This is a genomic window from Sphingopyxis soli, assembly GCF_018682675.1.
GTDB classification, from domain to species: domain Bacteria; phylum Pseudomonadota; class Alphaproteobacteria; order Sphingomonadales; family Sphingomonadaceae; genus Sphingopyxis; species Sphingopyxis soli.
The window spans coordinates 1-14,548 of sequence record NZ_JAFMTR010000072.1 but is presented as its reverse complement, the minus strand read 5'-3'; the positions used below and the strand labels follow the sequence as shown (position 1 = coordinate 14,548).

The window sequence follows — 14,548 nt, the reverse complement described above, 5'->3', positions numbered from 1 at the left end:
GAAACCTTCCTGCCGTTGCACTTCAAATGTGAATCCACACCCGGATCAAGTCCGGGGTGACGATGATGGATAGGGCAACTTCCGGTCGACACCGGTCACTGAAACCGGATCGGCCGCAAAGAGAAAGGGCCGCGGATCGCTCCGCGGCCCTTTGCCTGTACGCCGTTCCGATCAGCGATCAGAAGACGCGCGCATATTGTTCGTTGCCGACGAAGCCGAGCTTGCCGACGCCGCTGCGCTTGACGACGGCCATCACGCGGTCGACGACGATATAGCGCGCATAGGGATCGGGCTGCACCTGCAGTTCGGGTTCGACCGGCAGCGCCTTGGTCTGTTCCAGAAACTGCGAAAGCTGCGCCAGATCGACCGGCGTGCCGTTCCACGCGATCGTCCCCGCGGGGTCGATGGTGATCTTGTTCTTTTCCGGGTCGACGTTGTTTTTCGCGTCGGTCGGAACCGGCAGGTCGATCTTCACCGCGTGCGTCTGCACCGGGATGGTGATGATGAACATGATGAGGAGCACGAGCATGACGTCGATCAGCGGCGTCGTGTTCATGTCCATCATCGGTTCGTTTTCGTCCCGATCCCCAACAGCCATAGCCATAGGACTATTCCTTCATAATGGGCCGGACCGCCTTAGAGGCGGCCCAGCGTGCCCGAACCAGGAGCCGGTTCGGAAATGAACCCGATCTTCTGGAAGCCGGCATATTGCATCGTGTAGATCACGCCGCCGATGCACTGGTACGGCGTGTTGATGTCGCCGCGGATGTGCACTTCGGGGAAGTTCTCTTCGGTGATATTCTGCGGACCGCCGATATCCTCGAGAAGCTGTTCGAGCTTATCCTGCCCCTTTTTGAGCAGTTCGCGCGAATCGACCGGGGTCTGGCCCCAATAGACTTCGCAAGCCGAGCTGTCGGCATTGGGTTCGCCGTCGCCGTCGGTATCGGCAGAGCGGACCGAGAGAAGCACGTTTTCGGGCTTCGTCGTCGTCGGTTCGAAGACCACGTCGGGCAGCTTGAGGTTCACCGTCTCCAAAACCACGGGAACCGTGATGAGGAAGATGATGAGCAACACAAGCATGATGTCCACGAGCGGAGTCGTGTTGATGTCGGACATCGGGGCATCTTCGCCCTTGTCGCCTACACTCATCGCCATAGGATTAGCATCCTGTCACAAAATTACTGTCATGGACCGGGACGGCGCACGCATCGCGCCCCGTCCCGTCCAGCGCGGCCCCCGGGCATCGCCATCGCGCGACGCCATCGGGGATCCGCAGACCTTTAGGCCTTCTTCGGCGCAGCGGCCGGAGCGGCGGCCTTCGCCGGAGCGAGCGTCGCGGGCTTCACCTGGCCGCCCGACATGATCGAACCGAGAACGTCGTTCGAGAAGGTCGACAGACGGCGGGCGATCGCCTTGTTGCGGCTCTGCAGCCAGTTGAACGCGAGCACCGCGGGAACCGCGACGATCAGACCGATGGCGGTCATGATGAGCGCTTCGCCGACCGGACCGGCGACGGTGTCGATCGAGGCCTGGCCCGACGCACCGATCTTAACCAGCGCGCGAAGAATACCGATAACCGTACCGAACAGGCCGACGAACGGCGCGGTCGAACCGACGGTCGCGAGGAAGGCGAGGCCGCCGTTGAGCTTCGAATTGATGTGGTTCTGCGAACGTTCGAGCGTGCCGTGCATCCAGTCGTGGGCTTCGACGGGGTCGGTCAGCTTGGTGTGCTCTTCGTTGGCGCGCAGACCGTCTTCGACGACCTGGCGATAGGCGCTGTTCTTTTCGAGCTTTGCCGCGCCGTCGGCGAGCGTCGGGGCGCGCCAGAAGTTCGCGTCGACCGCCTTGCCCTGGTTGATCACCTTGTTCTGTTCGAACAGCTTGGTGAACAGGATATAGAGCGTGCCGACGAACATGATCAGCAGGACGAGGAAGGTGACCTGCGACACGATGCCGCCTTCGCAGAGCGCGGGGACGAGGCCGTAGGGGTTGGTGCCTTCTTCCTTCACGCACATCGACGCGGGCATCAGGCTGAAGCCGGCGTCGTGGGCGGCTGCCGGCGCCGCGGCGGCGGCATTTGCAATCAGGTTAAACATTTCGGATATTCCCTCTCAAAATACGATAAAGATCAAAATTTCCAAGGCGTTCCTTCAAGCGATCCCGATCGGGATCACTTCGGAATCACCCACTTGATACGGCTCGAGAAGCTGCCCCCCGAAGGGTTGCCGGCGCGATCCTTCGCAGGATCGAAGCGCGCGCGGCGCATCACCAGCTTGCAGGTTTCCGCATCGAGATCGGCATGGCCGCTCGACGACGTGATGTCGCAGCCCGTGGGCTTGCCGCTCGCGTCATAGCTGACGCGGAAACCCGTCGTGCCTTCGCGTTCCTCACGCATCGCGCGGGCCGGATAGTCGTCGTTGGTCGCCCAGCGCGCCGGGTTGCCCTTCGGACGGCCGGGAGCGCTGAGGTCGGGCGTCGGCGGCGGCGCCGGCGGCGCCGCGACGGGCGGGATCGGGAGCGGCGGACGCGGGGGCGCCTCCGGAACCGACTGGATCGTGTTCGACGTCACCGGCGGCGGGATCGGCGACGGAGGCGTCACCACCGGCGGCGGCGGCGGCAGCTTGTTGTCCGGCGGCGGCGGCGGAGGGGGCTCCTCCGGCGGCGGCGGCTCTTCGACGTCCACGACGTCCAGTTTCTCGGCAAGCTTCTTGACGATGCTGATGTTCAGACCGTTGACCAGGCCATAGCCCAGCACCGCCGTCAGCAAACCCACCAAGACAATTGCCACTACCCTGTTTTTAGGGTCGACATTATCACCATAAGCCATTCAGGGACGACGCTCCTTGCTAGATCATCCTGACACCAAAATCCCCACCGACGGGTTCGGTTGCCAAATGCCCGGATGATTTCCGATGCGTTCCACAGACCCGGCGGCGTAGCAGCCGGCTTATTATGCTCTTGCCGGACGCTTCGCCGCACGTCCTATCGCGGTGGCGGCACATTCGCAAACCCTTTATCAGCGGTTAATGTCCGCTTCCCCATGAGGGGGATTTGGCGCCGCTCCGGCGCTTGTTACTATGGAAGGTGGTTCGATCATGCGCGCGCGTCTGCCAGCTCTCGCCCTCGGTATTTTGGCCGCAAGTGGCTGTTTTTACAGTGCTTCGGCCATGCAGGCTCCGACACCGGTGACAGCCCCCTCCCCCTATAGCTATGCCGACATCGCCGATCTGGCGACGATCGCGCCGATCGCGATCCACGGGAGAATCCATAAGACCGCGGTGCTGAAGCCCGAGCAGGCGGCCGGCCTGAAAGCGGGTCGGGCGCGACTCTATGTCGAGGCCGACGTGATCAGCCTGATTCGCGGATCGGGGCCGCTCGCGGCGCGGGTAAACTATCTCGTCGACCTGCCGCTCGACGCCAAGGGCAAGCCGCCGAAGCTCAAGAAAAAGCAGCCGGTGCTGATCTTCGCCCGCCCGGTCGCGGGCAGTGCGCCGGGGACCAGCAACACCGGAAGCATCCGGCTGGTCGCCCCCGACGCGCAGCTTCCCTGGGATGCGGCGACCGAGGCGACGCTGCGGGCGATCCTGACCGAGGCGGTGAAGCCCGGCGCGCCGCCCGCGATCACCGGCATTGCCAACGGATTCCATGTTCCCGGCACCTTGCCCGGCGAGGGCGAGACGCAATTGTTCCTCGATACGAAAACCGGCGAGCCGGTGTCGCTGACGATCCTGACCGCCGCCGACGGTTCGCGGCGCTGGGCGGCGGCGTTCGGCGAGATCGTCGACGGATCGGCGGCGGTGCCGCCGCGCGACACGCTCGCCTGGTACCGCCTCGCCTGCGGCCTGCCGCGCACGCTGCCGCTCGCAAAGCTCGCGGGCACGGCGCCCGAGGATCGCAAGAAGGCGGCGGCGGACTATGCCGTGGTGCTGGGCGCGCTCGGCGAATGCACGCGCACGCGGGCGCCGCTGACGGGAAGCTAAACTTTTCCTTCCGCGCGCCGAAGCCGCGCCGGGCTTGTGTCCGGCCGAAAAGCCGATAGGGCGCTCGCGAGGGCGGGCGATCGCGCACGCCCCCTGTAAAGGAGTGCCCGAATGTCGCCGTCCCCCGCCCCTGCCGCGCCCCGTCCGCCCTTGCGCGTCGCGCTCGCGGGGATCGGTGTCGTCGGCGGCGGCGTCGTCAAGCTGCTCGAGGCGAATCGCGACCTCATCGCGCGCCGCGCCGGCCGGCCGGTCGAAATCGTCGCGGTGTCGGCGCGCGACCGGCACAAGGATCGCGGCGTCGACCTGTCGCGCTATCGCTGGGAAGACGACATGGACGCGCTCGTCGCGGCGGACGATGTCGATGTCGTCGTCGAGATGATCGGCGGCGCCGACGGCCCGGCGCTGACGATCGCGCGCCACGCGCTCGGCGCGGGCAAGGCGCTGGTCACCGCGAACAAGGCGATGATCGCGCACCACGGGATCGCCCTCGCGCGGCTTGCCGAGGAACGCGACACGCCGCTGAAATATGAAGCGGCGGTCGCGGGCGGCATTCCGGTGATCAAGGCGATCCGCGAGGGCGCGTCGGCGAACCAGATCGCGCGCGTCTATGGCATCCTCAACGGCACCTGCAACTATATCCTGACGCAGATGGAGCGCAGCGGCGCGAGCTTCGCCGAGGCGCTCGCGGGCGCGCAGGCCGAGGGCTATGCCGAGGCCGACCCGACCTTCGACGTCGACGGGATCGACGCGGCGCACAAGCTGTCGATCCTCGCCGCGCTGTGTTTCGGGACGCGGCTCGACATCGGCGCGGTGACCGCAAGCGGCATCCGCAGCCTGATCGCCGCCGACATCCGCGAGGCCGAGGCGCTGGGCCACCGCGTCCGCCTGATCGGCATGGCCGAGCGCGACGGCGGAGCGAATGGGGGCGGCCTTTACCAGCATGTCCAGCCGTGCCTCGTCCCCGCCGACCATCCGCTCGCCTATGTCCCCGGCGCGCTGAACGCGGTGGTCGCCGAGGGCAATTTCGTCGGCCGCCTGTTCTTCGAGGGCGCGGGCGCGGGCGCGGGGCCGACCGCGTCGGCGATCGTCGCCGACATCATCGACATCGCGCGCGACGAATATGGCCCCGCCTTCGCCATGCCCGTCGACGCGCTCGACGCCGCGCCCGTCGCCGACGCCGGCGCGCGCGTCGGCAAACATTATGTCCGCCTGATCGTCGAGGACCGGATCGGCGTCCTCGCCGAGATCGCGACCGCGATGCGCGATGCCGGCGTGTCGATCGAAAGCTTCATCCAGCGCGGCACCGACGACGACGACGGCGTCGTGATCGCGATCGTCACGCACGAGGGACCGGCCAGCGCGATCCACGCCGCGCTGAAGATCCTCGCGGCGTCGGACCATGTCATCGGCACGCCGATGCATATGCCGATCCTCGCGCTCTAGTTCTCGGGTTCCTCGGGCGGCGCCACGCCCGCATCGGGGTCGGTCGCGCGCTTCGCCATCTCGTAGAGCGCATTATATTCCGGCCCCGGTTTGGCGCCGCCGGCGATCGGCATCCAGTTATAGGGCAGTTGGTCCCAGATCGTCGGATTGATGTAGGGCGCGTCGGGTATCGCCGTCTTCGTCGACTTGCCCACCCCGGCGATCGCGCGCAGTTCGGGCGACAGGCGGTGGCGGTCGGTGTCGCTGCCGCATACCGTGATCGTCCCGTCGTCGGCGGGCTTGCAGCGCTTCACCGGGTCGGTCAGTTCGCGGCTCTTTTCGACCGCAGCGTCGGCGGCGGACTGTGCGCGCTTCGGCGCGGGCGGGCCGATCGATTGCGCCGAAACGGGAGATGCCGTCATCGCGATGACGCAGAATGGCGCAAAAGCGGCACCGAATCGGGCGAAGCATCCTCGACAAGCGGCGCGGGCAACCATATGGCGCCCACCATGCCGACGGGGCGGGACAAGTAAAGACGGAGAGTGAAGGCGATGACGAACAGCAGCGGCAGCAACCTCGACCGGGTGCTCGTGCTCGAAATGGTGCGCGTCACCGAAGCCGCGGCGATCGCCGCCGCGAAGCTGATCGGACGCGGCGACGAGAAGGCGGCCGACGCCGCCGCCGTCGAAGCGATGCGCAACGCGTTCAACACGCTGTACATGGACGGCACCATCGTCATCGGCGAGGGCGAGCGCGACGAGGCGCCGATGCTCTATATCGGCGAGAAGGTCGGCAATGCGCCGGGCAAGGGGCCGAAGATCGATATCGCGGTCGACCCGCTGGAAGGCACGACGATCACCGCCAAGGCCGGCCCGAACGCGCTGGCGGTGCTCGCGATCGCCGAGGAGGGCTGCCTGCTCAACGCCCCCGACGTCTATATGGACAAGCTTGCGGTCGGTCCCGGCTATTCGCCGAACATCGTCAATTTCGACAACAGCGTGCGCGAGAATGTCGAGGCGGTCGCGCGCGAAAAGGGCTGCGCGCCCGCCGACATCATCGTCTGCGTCCTCGACCGTCCGCGCCACGAGGCGATCATCGCCGAGCTGCGCGCGATCGGCTGCGGCGTCGCGCTGATCCCCGACGGCGACGTCGCCGGGGTGATCGCGACGACCAACCCCGAAACCAACATCGACATCTATATGGGATCGGGCGGCGCGCCCGAGGGCGTGCTGGCATCGGCGGCGCTGCGCTGCGTCGGCGGCCAGTTCAAGGGCCGGCTGCTGTTCCGCAACGACGACGAGCGGCTGCGCGCGAAGAAATGGGGGATCGAGAATCTCGATCGCGTCTATGACCTCGAAGACCTCGCCAAGGGCGACGTGATCTTTGCCGCGACCGGCGTCACCGACGGATCGTTGCTGGCGGGCGTCAAGCATCGCCGCGGCGGCATCCTGACCACCGAAACCGTCGTGATGCGCGCCTCGTCGGGCACGGTGCGCTGGGTGAAGGGCGAACATCGCGTGGGTTGAGACGTCGGACGGGAGCGATCCCGTTCCTGTTGTCCGTCATTGCGAGCGTCGCGAAGCAATCGAGAGTTGCGTAGACCGCTCCGGATTGCTTCGCTACGCTCGCAATGACGGGGGAACCGCGAGGGGGCGGCAATGGAAGAAGCGAAGCGTCCGCAGCTGTTCGTCAGCCATCATTCGAGCAAATATGAGGTCGCGCTGCACGTCGAACGCGCGCTTTCGCGCCACGGCGTCGACTGCTGGATCGCGCCACGCGACGTCGGCCCCGGCGAGGCGTTCGACACCGCGATCATGAAGGCGATCCGCGATTCGTCGGGCGTCCTGCTGTTGTTCTGCAGCCAATCGGACAAGAGCCCGCATGTGAAGCGCGAGCTGATCCTGGCCGACAGCGCACACAAGGCGATCATCCCGCTGCGCCTCGAAGAGATCGTCCCCGACGACCTCGCCTATCACCTGGCCAGCGCGCAGTGGATCGACTGGCTGGAAAAGCGCGACGATTCGATCGCGCGGATCGCGGTCAAGGCGCAGCAGCTCGCCGGTGTCCCGCCGGTCAGGGAGGGCGCGCCGGTGATCCCCGGCGGCGCTTCGGCGGTAGCCGCCGACAATCTGCACGCGGCCATCCTGTCGCAGGCCGCCGAGACGCCGCCGCCGCCGCCCGCGAGCGTTCCGGTGCGCACGCTGGTGATGGCGGGGCTGGGCGTCGCGGTCGCGGTGCTCGCCGCGATGCTGTTTCTGCGCGGCGGCGAGGCTCCCAAAACCGAGGTGGCGGCCTCGACCGAAGCTCCGGCCGCCGCAATGTCGCCCCCCGCCGCAGCGACCCCCGCGCCCGGCACGGGCGATACGCCCGTTTCATCGCCGGTCGCAGCGCCGTCGCAATATGCCGCCGCGCCTGCAACGCCGCAGGCGGCCGACGCCTCGGCCCCGGTGCGTTCGCGCATCCCGCCGACCTTCAACTGCAACCGGGCGATCACCAACAGCGAGCGGCGGATCTGCGCGAGCGATGAGCTGGCGGCGCTCGACCGCGAAATGGCCGAAGCCTATCGCGCGCTGAACCAGATCGCGATCAACCGGCGCGCGCTGCTCACCGCCGAACAGAGCGCGTGGCGCGTGTCGGTGCGCGACGCCTGCCCCGACGACGCGTGCGTGGCCCGCGTGATGCGCCAGCGGATCGCGGTGCTGGTCGAACGGCGGCTGGATATTGCGGAGAAGCGGGCCGAAAGCCCGGCCACCGCTTACTGATATTCGACCGTCACCGGGATGCGCCCGCGATAGTCGCCGTCGGCGGAGCCCGTCACCTGCAGCCGGCCGCCGAAGCGGAACTGCAACCGCCCGTCGATGCCGAGCCGCGGCGCGGCGCCAAGATCGGTGGCGAGGCCGACGACACGCGCCGTCGCGCCGGTCCCGCTTTCGAGGTCGACCGTCGCGGGCAGGAAAACGCGCACTTCGGCGCCGGGCTCCCCGCGCACGGTGACGACGCCGGTCAGCGCGAAGCCGCCGAGGTCGCGGACATCGCCGCTGACCCGGCGAACGCCGGTGACCGGGTCGATCGCGACCTCGCCGCCGCCGCTTCCCGCCGCGACGCGGCCCATGTCGAGCTGGGTTTCGACCTCGACGTGCAGCGGGGTCTGGCCGCCCCGGCCCGCCGTCGTCTTCGCGCTTTCGCTCGCGCCGCACAGCAGGCATTGCGCCGACGCCCCCGAGGGCGTGGCGGCGAGCAGTGCAAGACCGAGAAATAGGCGCAGTTCCACGCCCTTTGACATAAGCCCCTCGTGGTTAATCCGCGGTAAAGCCGCCCGCGCGCTAACCGCTGGCGGTGCCTTTCAATTCGGTCTAACCAGCGCCATGAGCAGCCCCCCGCTCCCCCCCCTTGCCCGCCTCAACGCGCTCGCAACGGCGGTGCCGACCCACGACATCCACCAGGCTTTCATCGACTGGGCGACCCCGCGCCTGACCGACGAGCGCGTGCGCGCGCTCTTCGCGCGCATGGCGGCCCGGTCGGGGATCGCGCATCGCTGGTCGGTGCTGCCGCCGACCGCAGATGGCGGATCGCCGGTCGCACCGGGCGGCTTTTATGACGTGCCGGGCCTGCCCCCCACCTCGGCGCGGATGGCCGCCTATGCCGCGCACGCGCCCGAGCTGGCGTTGCAGGCGATAGCGAAGCTCGGCGATGCCTTCGACCCCGAGCGGATCACGCATATCGTGGTTGCGAGTTGCACGGGCTTCGTCGCGCCGGGGATCGACCAGATTCTCGCCCGCCGCCTCGGCCTGCCGCCGACGGTCGAGCGCGTGCTGATCGGCTTCATGGGCTGCTATGCCGGGGTCACCGCGCTGCGGAGTGCGCGCCATATCGTCCGGTCCGAACCCGATGCCGTCGTGCTGGTCGTCAGCGTCGAATTGTCGACGCTCCATCTCAGCCTTGCCGAAGCGCCCGAACCCTTGCTCGCGATGCTCCAGTTCAGCGACGGCGCCGCAGCGGGAATCGTGTCGGCCGACGCGCGGGGATTCGCGCTTGGCGCGGGGGTCAGCCTCGCGCTCGAGGACAGCGCCGACCTCATCCGCTGGGACATCGGCGACCGCGGGTTCGAGATGCATTTGTCGGGCGAAGTTCCCGGCCGCCTGCGCGAACGCTCGCCGCGCCCGCCGTGCGCGGGCAATTGTTCGATGGCGATCCGCCCGAACTGCTCGCGGTCCACGCCGGGGGCCGCTCGGTGCTCGATGCGGTCGAACATGCGCTGGGCGTCGATCCGCACGCGCTCGCCGACAGCCGGTCGGTGCTCGCGCGCTTCGGCAATATGTCGTCGGCGACGATCTTGTTCGTGCTCGCCGAGATGATGGCGCGCGGCGCGGAGGGGCAGGGGATCGCGATCGCCTTCGGCCCCGGCCTTGCTGCCGAGGCGATCCGGTTCGACACTGGCCGGTTCGACGCTGGCGGAATCGGGGCATGAACCCGTTCGCCAGCCTCGCAAGGCCGATCGCGCGCGAGGAGGAGATGGACGCCGCCGAGCTGCCGCCCGCGCGCTATGCGAAGGTGCTCGCCGACCTGTCGCGCATCAATGCGCTGACGCTGGCGCCGCGCCCGACGCTGGGCTTCCTCGATCGCGTCCGCGCGCGCGGGGTTGGAACAAGGCCCTGGCGCATCCTCGATGTCGGCTTCGGCGCGGGCGACATGCTGTCGCGCATCGCGCATTGGGCCGATTCGCGCGGGGTCGCGGTCGAGCTCGCCGGGGTCGATCTCAATCCCAAGAGCGCGCCCGTTGCCGACGCGCGGCTCGGCGGCCGCGCGCGGCTGGTCACCGGCGATTACCGCGATCTGGCGGGCCAGGGGTGGGACATCGTCCTCTCCAGCCTCGTCACCCACCATATGACCGCCGGGCAGCGGCGCGACTTCCTGCGCTTCATGGAGGAGGAAAGCGCGCGCGGCTGGCTGGTCAACGACCTTCACCGCCAGCGCCTGCCCTTCATCGGCTTTCCGCTGCTCGCGGTGCTGGCGCTCGCCGATCCGATCGTGCGGCGCGACGGGCAATTGTCGGTCGGGCGCAGCTTCCGCCGCGCCGAATGGAGGGCGATGCTGGCGGACGCGCTGGCGGAGACGGCAGGCGAATGCCGGATCTTTCGCAGCTTTCCCTATCGCCTGTGCGTCGAGCATATTCGGTGAGCGACGCGGTGGTCGTCGGCGCCGGGCCCGCCGGATCGGCGGCGGCGATCGGACTGGCGCGGGCGGGGGCAGGCGTGCTGCTGCTCGAGCGGACGCGCGAAACGGGCGATGCGCTGTGCGGCGGCTTTCTGAGCTGGCGGACGCTGGCGCGGCTCGACGCGCTCGGGATCGACCGCGCGCGGCTGGGCGGGCAGGCGGTGCGCCGCGTCCGGCTGTTCGCGGGCGGGCGGCGGAGCGAGACGACGCTGCCCGCCGAGGCGATGGGCGTATCGCGCCTGCGGCTCGACGGCGCGTTGCAGGCGGCGGCGGTCGCGGCAGGGGCGGGGTTCGAACGCGGGGTCCAGGCGTCGGCCATCGAGGGTGACAGCGTGCGGACGCGCGACGGCGCGACGCTTGCGGCGCGCGCGATCTTCCTTGCCGCGGGCAAGCATGGCTTTCGCGGCTTTCCGCGCGAGCCCGCCGCATGGCAGCGCGGCGACCCGGTGCTCGGGCTGCGGCTGCGGCTGCCCGCGCATCCGGCGCTCGACCGGCTCGTCGGCGATGCCGTCGAACTCCATCTTTTCGATCGCGGCTATGCCGGGCTGGTGCGGCAGGAGGACGGCAGCGGCAACCTCTGCCTCGCCGTCCACAAATCGCGACTCGATGAAGCGGGCGGCGAGCCGGTCGCGTTGCTCGGCGCGCTCGGCGAGCGGCATCCGCATCTTGGCGAGCGGCTCGCCGCCGCGGAGCGGAGGCGCGGCGTCGATGCGATCGGCCATGTCCCCTATGGCTGGCGCACCGCCGACACCGCGCCCGGGCTGTTCCGGCTCGGCGATCAGGCCGGGGTCATCCCCAGTCTGGCGGGCGAGGGCATGGGAATCGCGCTGGCGAGCGCCGACGCGGCGGTGGCGGCGTGGCGTGACGGTGGCGCCGGCGCTGCGCCTGCTTTCCAGCGCCGGTTCGCGCAGCGCCTGGCGCGGCCGCTGGGGCTGGCGAATCTGCTCTGGCGGGCGGGCGAAAGCCCCGCCACCGCCGCGATGCTGACCGCCGCCGCGTCACTTTTCGCGCCGCTGGTGCGAACGATGTCGGAGGCGACGCGAATTCGCGGCAGCTGACCGGCCGGCCCTTGCGGGCCGCGCGCATCCACCCGATATTGGGCACAACCGGCGGCGGCGCCTCGGGCCCGCCGCACCCGGAAAGGAGATTTCCGCATGACCGACAAGACACTCGACCCGATGGCCTATCATGTGCTGCGCGAGGGCGGCACCGAACGCGCCTTCACGGGCAAATACACCGACCACAAGGGCGACGGCATCTATCGCTGCGCCGGGTGCGGCGCGCCGCTGTTCGACAGCCGCACCAAATATGACAGCGGGTCGGGCTGGCCGAGCTACACCGCCCCGGCGGGCGATGCCGCGGTGACCGAGCATCACGACATGAGCCACGGCATGGTCCGCACCGAGGTACGCTGCGCCAAGTGCGAAGGCCACCTCGGCCATGTCTTTCCCGACGGCCCCGGCCCCGAAGGGCTGCGCTATTGCATCAACAGCGCGGCGCTTGACTTCGCGGACCGCGGGCAGGATGACGCTGACACCGGCAAAGGTTAACCGACCCGTCGGCACTGACGCATCAGGGGGCGGGAAGGGTCCGAATCCGCCATTTCGACGCCTCGAACGCGCGATTGGCGGATTCTGACCCTACGGAAGGAACAGACTATTTTGCGTCGCGAACGACAGCAGGCATCGTCAGGTAAATCGTCATCCGCGGGCAAAGGGTCCGGTTCGTCCGGGTCCAAGCCCCCGCCGTCGCGGTTCCGCCTCTGGGTCCGGCGGCTGTTCCGCTGGGGCCTGGGGCTGGCGCTGGTCGGCGCGATCGCGGTCGCGATCGCGGTCGGCATCGCGGTGCAGCGCATCCCGAGCTTTGAGGAGCTGAAGCGCTCGCCCGCGGGCCAGACGATCCGCGTCCACGCCGCCGACGGTACGGTCTTCCTGTCATTGGGGCCGAATTACGGCCGCTGGCTGACGCTCGACGAGACGCCGCAGGTGATGCAGGACGCGATGGTCGCGGTCGAGGATCGCCGCTTTCGCTATCATCCGGGGATCGACCCCGTCGGCATGAGCCGCGCCGCGGTGTTCGCGGTCCAGCATTATGGCACGGGGCGCCGGATGCAGGGCGCGTCGACGATCACCCAGCAGCTCGCGCGCAACATCTTCCTGTCGAACAGCTACACCTGGACGCGCAAGCTGCGCGAAATGGTGCTCGCGATGGCGCTCGAATGGAAATTCTCGAAGGACGAGCTGCTCGAGCTTTACCTCAACAAGGTCTATTTCGGCGGCGGCAGCTATGGCATCGACGCCGCGTCGCGCCGCTTCTTCGGCCATAGCGCGACCGAGATGTCGCTCTCCGAAGCCGCAGTGGTCGCGGGGCTGGTCAAGGCGCCGTCGCGCTATTCGCCGACCGCCGACGCGCAGGCCGCGCTCGGCCGCGCGGGCGTCGTGCTCGACACGATGGTCGACGGCGGCTTCATCACCCGCAGCCAGGCCGACAGCGCCGAGCCCGCCAACGTCCAGCTTGCGCAGGAAACGGGACAGAACAGCGCACGCTATTTCAGCGACTGGGCGCTGCCGCAGCTCGACCTGCTGATCGACGAAGGCACCGAAGCCCTCGACGTCTATACGACCATCGACCTCGACATGCAGCGTGCGGCGACCGCCGCGATCCAGGCCGACACGCCGAAGGGCGTGCAGGCGGCGCTGGTGTCGATCGACCGCGACGGCGCGGTGCGCGCGATGGTCGGCGGCACCGACTATGTCGCCTCGAACTACAATCGCGCGACGCAGGCGGTTCGCCAGCCGGGGTCGGCGTGGAAATTGTTCGTCTATATGGCCGCGCTCGAGGCGGGGTATAAGGTCGACGACGAGGTGGTCGACGAACCGGTGACGATCAACGGCTGGTCGCCCCGCAACTCGTCGGGGCGCTTCGCGGGGACGATGGACCTGCGCACCGCCTTTGCCTATTCGGTGAATACCGTCGCCGCGAAGCTGGGCGACGAGGTCGGCTTCTCGGCGGTCGCCAACATGGCGCGCCGCTTCGGCATCACCACCCCGATCAACACTCACCCCTCGATGGTGCTCGGCAGCGCCGAGGTTCGCGTGATCGACATGACCGCCGCCTTCGCCGCGGTCGCGCGCAAGGGCGTGTCGGTGCAGCCCTATGGCATCACCAAGGTGACGACCGCCGACGGCCGCCTGCTCTACCAGCGCCCGCCGGAGCGCGGGCAGGTGCTGGTCGACAATTGGGTCGCCGCCGGAATCACCGACCTCCTGCAGACCGCGGTCAACACCGGCACCGGCAAGGCGGCCCAGATCGGCCGCCCCGTCGCGGGCAAGACCGGCACGACGTCGAGCAACAAGGACGGCTGGTTTCTGGGCTTCTCGAGCGGGCTGACCACCGGCGTCTGGATGGGCCGCGACGACGCGAAGGCCGTCGCCGGGCTGCAGGGCGGCCGCGCCCCCGCCAAGGCCTTTGCCGATTACATGCGCGTCGCGGTCGCGCGGCGCCCGGTCGAAGCCTTCGATACCGAGGTCAAGCTGCCCGAATGGCAGCTGGAGGACGAGGGCGACGCCTATATGGGCGAGCCCGGGCAGGAAGGGCTGACCGACGACAATGGCATGCCGATCGAGCTGCCCTATGACATGCGCGGCCCCGACGACATCCCCGACCCGCAGACCGTGCAGCCGGTTCCGGACGGCCCCGTGCTGAACCAGCAGTGGATCGAGGAACAGACCGGCCGCCGCCCGGCGCCGTCCGAACTCGGCACCCCGCCCAAGAGCGGCGCTCCGGCGAAGGGCACGCCGCCACCGGCGCCCAAGACCGCGCCGCGCCCGCAGAACGGGGACGGCGGCTAGAGTGTTTTCAAGTCAGGCGGAATCACCTGACGACCCGGAAAACACGGCAAAACAAGAATCTGGAGTGCCGGTTTTGATTCA

General features: G+C 68.7%; 14 protein-coding genes and 1 pseudogene. 9 read left to right on the top strand and 6 right to left on the bottom strand.

What is annotated here, in order from left to right; all coding sequences use genetic code 11:
- Positions 1–178: 178 nt before the first annotated feature.
- The 4 genes from J1N50_RS11970 to J1N50_RS11955 form a co-directional block, all read right to left on the bottom strand.
- Entirely contained in the window at positions 179–604 is a 426-nt protein-coding gene (locus J1N50_RS11970; protein WP_215353712.1) for an ExbD/TolR family protein, read from the bottom strand.
- 32 nt (positions 605–636) lie between these two features.
- Entirely contained in the window at positions 637–1,155 is a 519-nt protein-coding gene (locus J1N50_RS11965; RefSeq protein WP_215353711.1) for an ExbD/TolR family protein, read from the bottom strand.
- A 125-nt stretch (positions 1,156–1,280) separates the two neighbouring features.
- Positions 1,281–2,096: a MotA/TolQ/ExbB proton channel family protein gene (locus tag J1N50_RS11960; protein ID WP_215353709.1), complete on the bottom strand. Its 816-nt coding sequence runs from the start codon at positions 2,094–2,096 to the stop codon at positions 1,281–1,283.
- A 74-nt stretch (positions 2,097–2,170) separates the two neighbouring features.
- Positions 2,171–2,827 (bottom strand): energy transducer TonB, encoded by a 657-nt coding sequence (locus J1N50_RS11955; RefSeq protein ID WP_215353707.1) that lies wholly within the window; start codon positions 2,825–2,827, stop codon positions 2,171–2,173.
- 358 nt (positions 2,828–3,185) lie between these two features.
- On the opposite strand from J1N50_RS11955, the gene J1N50_RS11950 reads away from it, so the two are divergent.
- Together J1N50_RS11950 and J1N50_RS11945 are read left to right on the top strand one after the other, a co-directional pair.
- Positions 3,186–3,980 (top strand): hypothetical protein, encoded by a 795-nt coding sequence (locus J1N50_RS11950; RefSeq protein WP_343227875.1) that lies wholly within the window; start codon positions 3,186–3,188, stop codon positions 3,978–3,980.
- A 111-nt stretch (positions 3,981–4,091) separates the two neighbouring features.
- A complete protein-coding gene (locus J1N50_RS11945) occupies positions 4,092–5,423 on the top strand; it encodes a homoserine dehydrogenase (protein WP_215353704.1) in 1,332 nt (443 codons plus the stop codon).
- Here the strand turns inward: J1N50_RS11945 and J1N50_RS11940 are convergent.
- A complete protein-coding gene (locus tag J1N50_RS11940; protein WP_246553428.1) occupies positions 5,420–5,824 on the bottom strand; it encodes a hypothetical protein in 405 nt (134 codons plus the stop codon). The genes J1N50_RS11945 and J1N50_RS11940 overlap by 4 nt on opposite strands.
- A 129-nt stretch (positions 5,825–5,953) precedes the next feature.
- Here J1N50_RS11940 and glpX point away from each other — a divergent pair, with 129 nt between their 5' ends.
- Both glpX and J1N50_RS11930 read left to right on the top strand, forming a co-directional pair.
- A complete protein-coding gene (glpX, locus tag J1N50_RS11935) occupies positions 5,954–6,928 on the top strand; it encodes a class II fructose-bisphosphatase (RefSeq protein ID WP_215353700.1) in 975 nt (324 codons plus the stop codon).
- A gap of 132 nt (positions 6,929–7,060) precedes the next feature.
- Positions 7,061–8,164, top strand: coding sequence for a TIR domain-containing protein (locus J1N50_RS11930; RefSeq protein WP_215353698.1), 1,104 nt, complete (start codon positions 7,061–7,063; stop codon positions 8,162–8,164).
- Here J1N50_RS11930 and J1N50_RS11925 read toward each other — a convergent pair.
- The gene (locus J1N50_RS11925; RefSeq protein ID WP_343227874.1) at positions 8,158–8,673 is read right to left on the bottom strand and encodes a DUF4402 domain-containing protein; all 516 of its coding nucleotides are present in this window, start codon (positions 8,671–8,673) and stop codon (positions 8,158–8,160) included. The genes J1N50_RS11930 and J1N50_RS11925 overlap by 7 nt on opposite strands.
- Before the next feature lie 94 nt (positions 8,674–8,767).
- On the opposite strand from J1N50_RS11925, the pseudogene J1N50_RS11920 reads away from it, so the two are divergent.
- The 5 genes and pseudogenes from J1N50_RS11920 to J1N50_RS11900 all read left to right on the top strand — a co-directional run bounded on the left by J1N50_RS11920 (position 8,768) and on the right by J1N50_RS11900 (position 14,467).
- A pseudogene (locus J1N50_RS11920) lies at positions 8,768–9,870 on the top strand (type III polyketide synthase).
- Positions 9,867–10,580, top strand: coding sequence for a methyltransferase domain-containing protein (locus tag J1N50_RS11915; RefSeq protein WP_246553426.1), 714 nt, complete (start codon positions 9,867–9,869; stop codon positions 10,578–10,580). The pseudogene J1N50_RS11920 and the gene J1N50_RS11915 overlap by 4 nt, the downstream one beginning before the upstream one ends.
- Positions 10,577–11,674: an NAD(P)/FAD-dependent oxidoreductase gene (locus J1N50_RS11910; RefSeq protein ID WP_343227873.1), complete on the top strand. Its 1,098-nt coding sequence runs from the start codon at positions 10,577–10,579 to the stop codon at positions 11,672–11,674. Before J1N50_RS11915 ends, J1N50_RS11910 begins: the two co-directional genes overlap by 4 nt.
- Before the next feature lie 96 nt (positions 11,675–11,770).
- Positions 11,771–12,166, top strand: coding sequence for a peptide-methionine (R)-S-oxide reductase MsrB (msrB, locus tag J1N50_RS11905; protein WP_215353691.1), 396 nt, complete (start codon positions 11,771–11,773; stop codon positions 12,164–12,166).
- A gap of 111 nt (positions 12,167–12,277) precedes the next feature.
- Positions 12,278–14,467: a transglycosylase domain-containing protein gene (locus J1N50_RS11900; RefSeq protein ID WP_215353689.1), complete on the top strand. Its 2,190-nt coding sequence runs from the start codon at positions 12,278–12,280 to the stop codon at positions 14,465–14,467.
- Positions 14,468–14,548: the final 81 nt, after the last annotated feature.

What these genes read in the sequence shown, in the direction of transcription:
- J1N50_RS11955 (WP_215353707.1), bottom strand. Translation starts at nt 2,827, where the DNA reads ATGGCTTATGGTGATAATGTCGACCCTAAAAACAGGGTAGTGGCAATT.
- J1N50_RS11915 (WP_246553426.1), top strand. Translation starts at nt 9,867, where the DNA reads ATGAACCCGTTCGCCAGCCTCGCAAGGCCGATCGCGCGCGAGGAGGAG.
- J1N50_RS11930 (WP_215353698.1), top strand. Translation starts at nt 7,061, where the DNA reads ATGGAAGAAGCGAAGCGTCCGCAGCTGTTCGTCAGCCATCATTCGAGC.
- J1N50_RS11960 (WP_215353709.1), bottom strand. Translation starts at nt 2,096, where the DNA reads ATGTTTAACCTGATTGCAAATGCCGCCGCCGCGGCGCCGGCAGCCGCC.
- J1N50_RS11945 (WP_215353704.1), top strand. Translation starts at nt 4,092, where the DNA reads ATGTCGCCGTCCCCCGCCCCTGCCGCGCCCCGTCCGCCCTTGCGCGTC.
- J1N50_RS11970 (WP_215353712.1), bottom strand. Translation starts at nt 604, where the DNA reads ATGGCTATGGCTGTTGGGGATCGGGACGAAAACGAACCGATGATGGAC.
- msrB (WP_215353691.1), top strand. Translation starts at nt 11,771, where the DNA reads ATGACCGACAAGACACTCGACCCGATGGCCTATCATGTGCTGCGCGAG.
- J1N50_RS11965 (WP_215353711.1), bottom strand. Translation starts at nt 1,155, where the DNA reads ATGGCGATGAGTGTAGGCGACAAGGGCGAAGATGCCCCGATGTCCGAC.
- J1N50_RS11940 (WP_246553428.1), bottom strand. Translation starts at nt 5,824, where the DNA reads ATGACGGCATCTCCCGTTTCGGCGCAATCGATCGGCCCGCCCGCGCCG.
- glpX (WP_215353700.1), top strand. Translation starts at nt 5,954, where the DNA reads ATGACGAACAGCAGCGGCAGCAACCTCGACCGGGTGCTCGTGCTCGAA.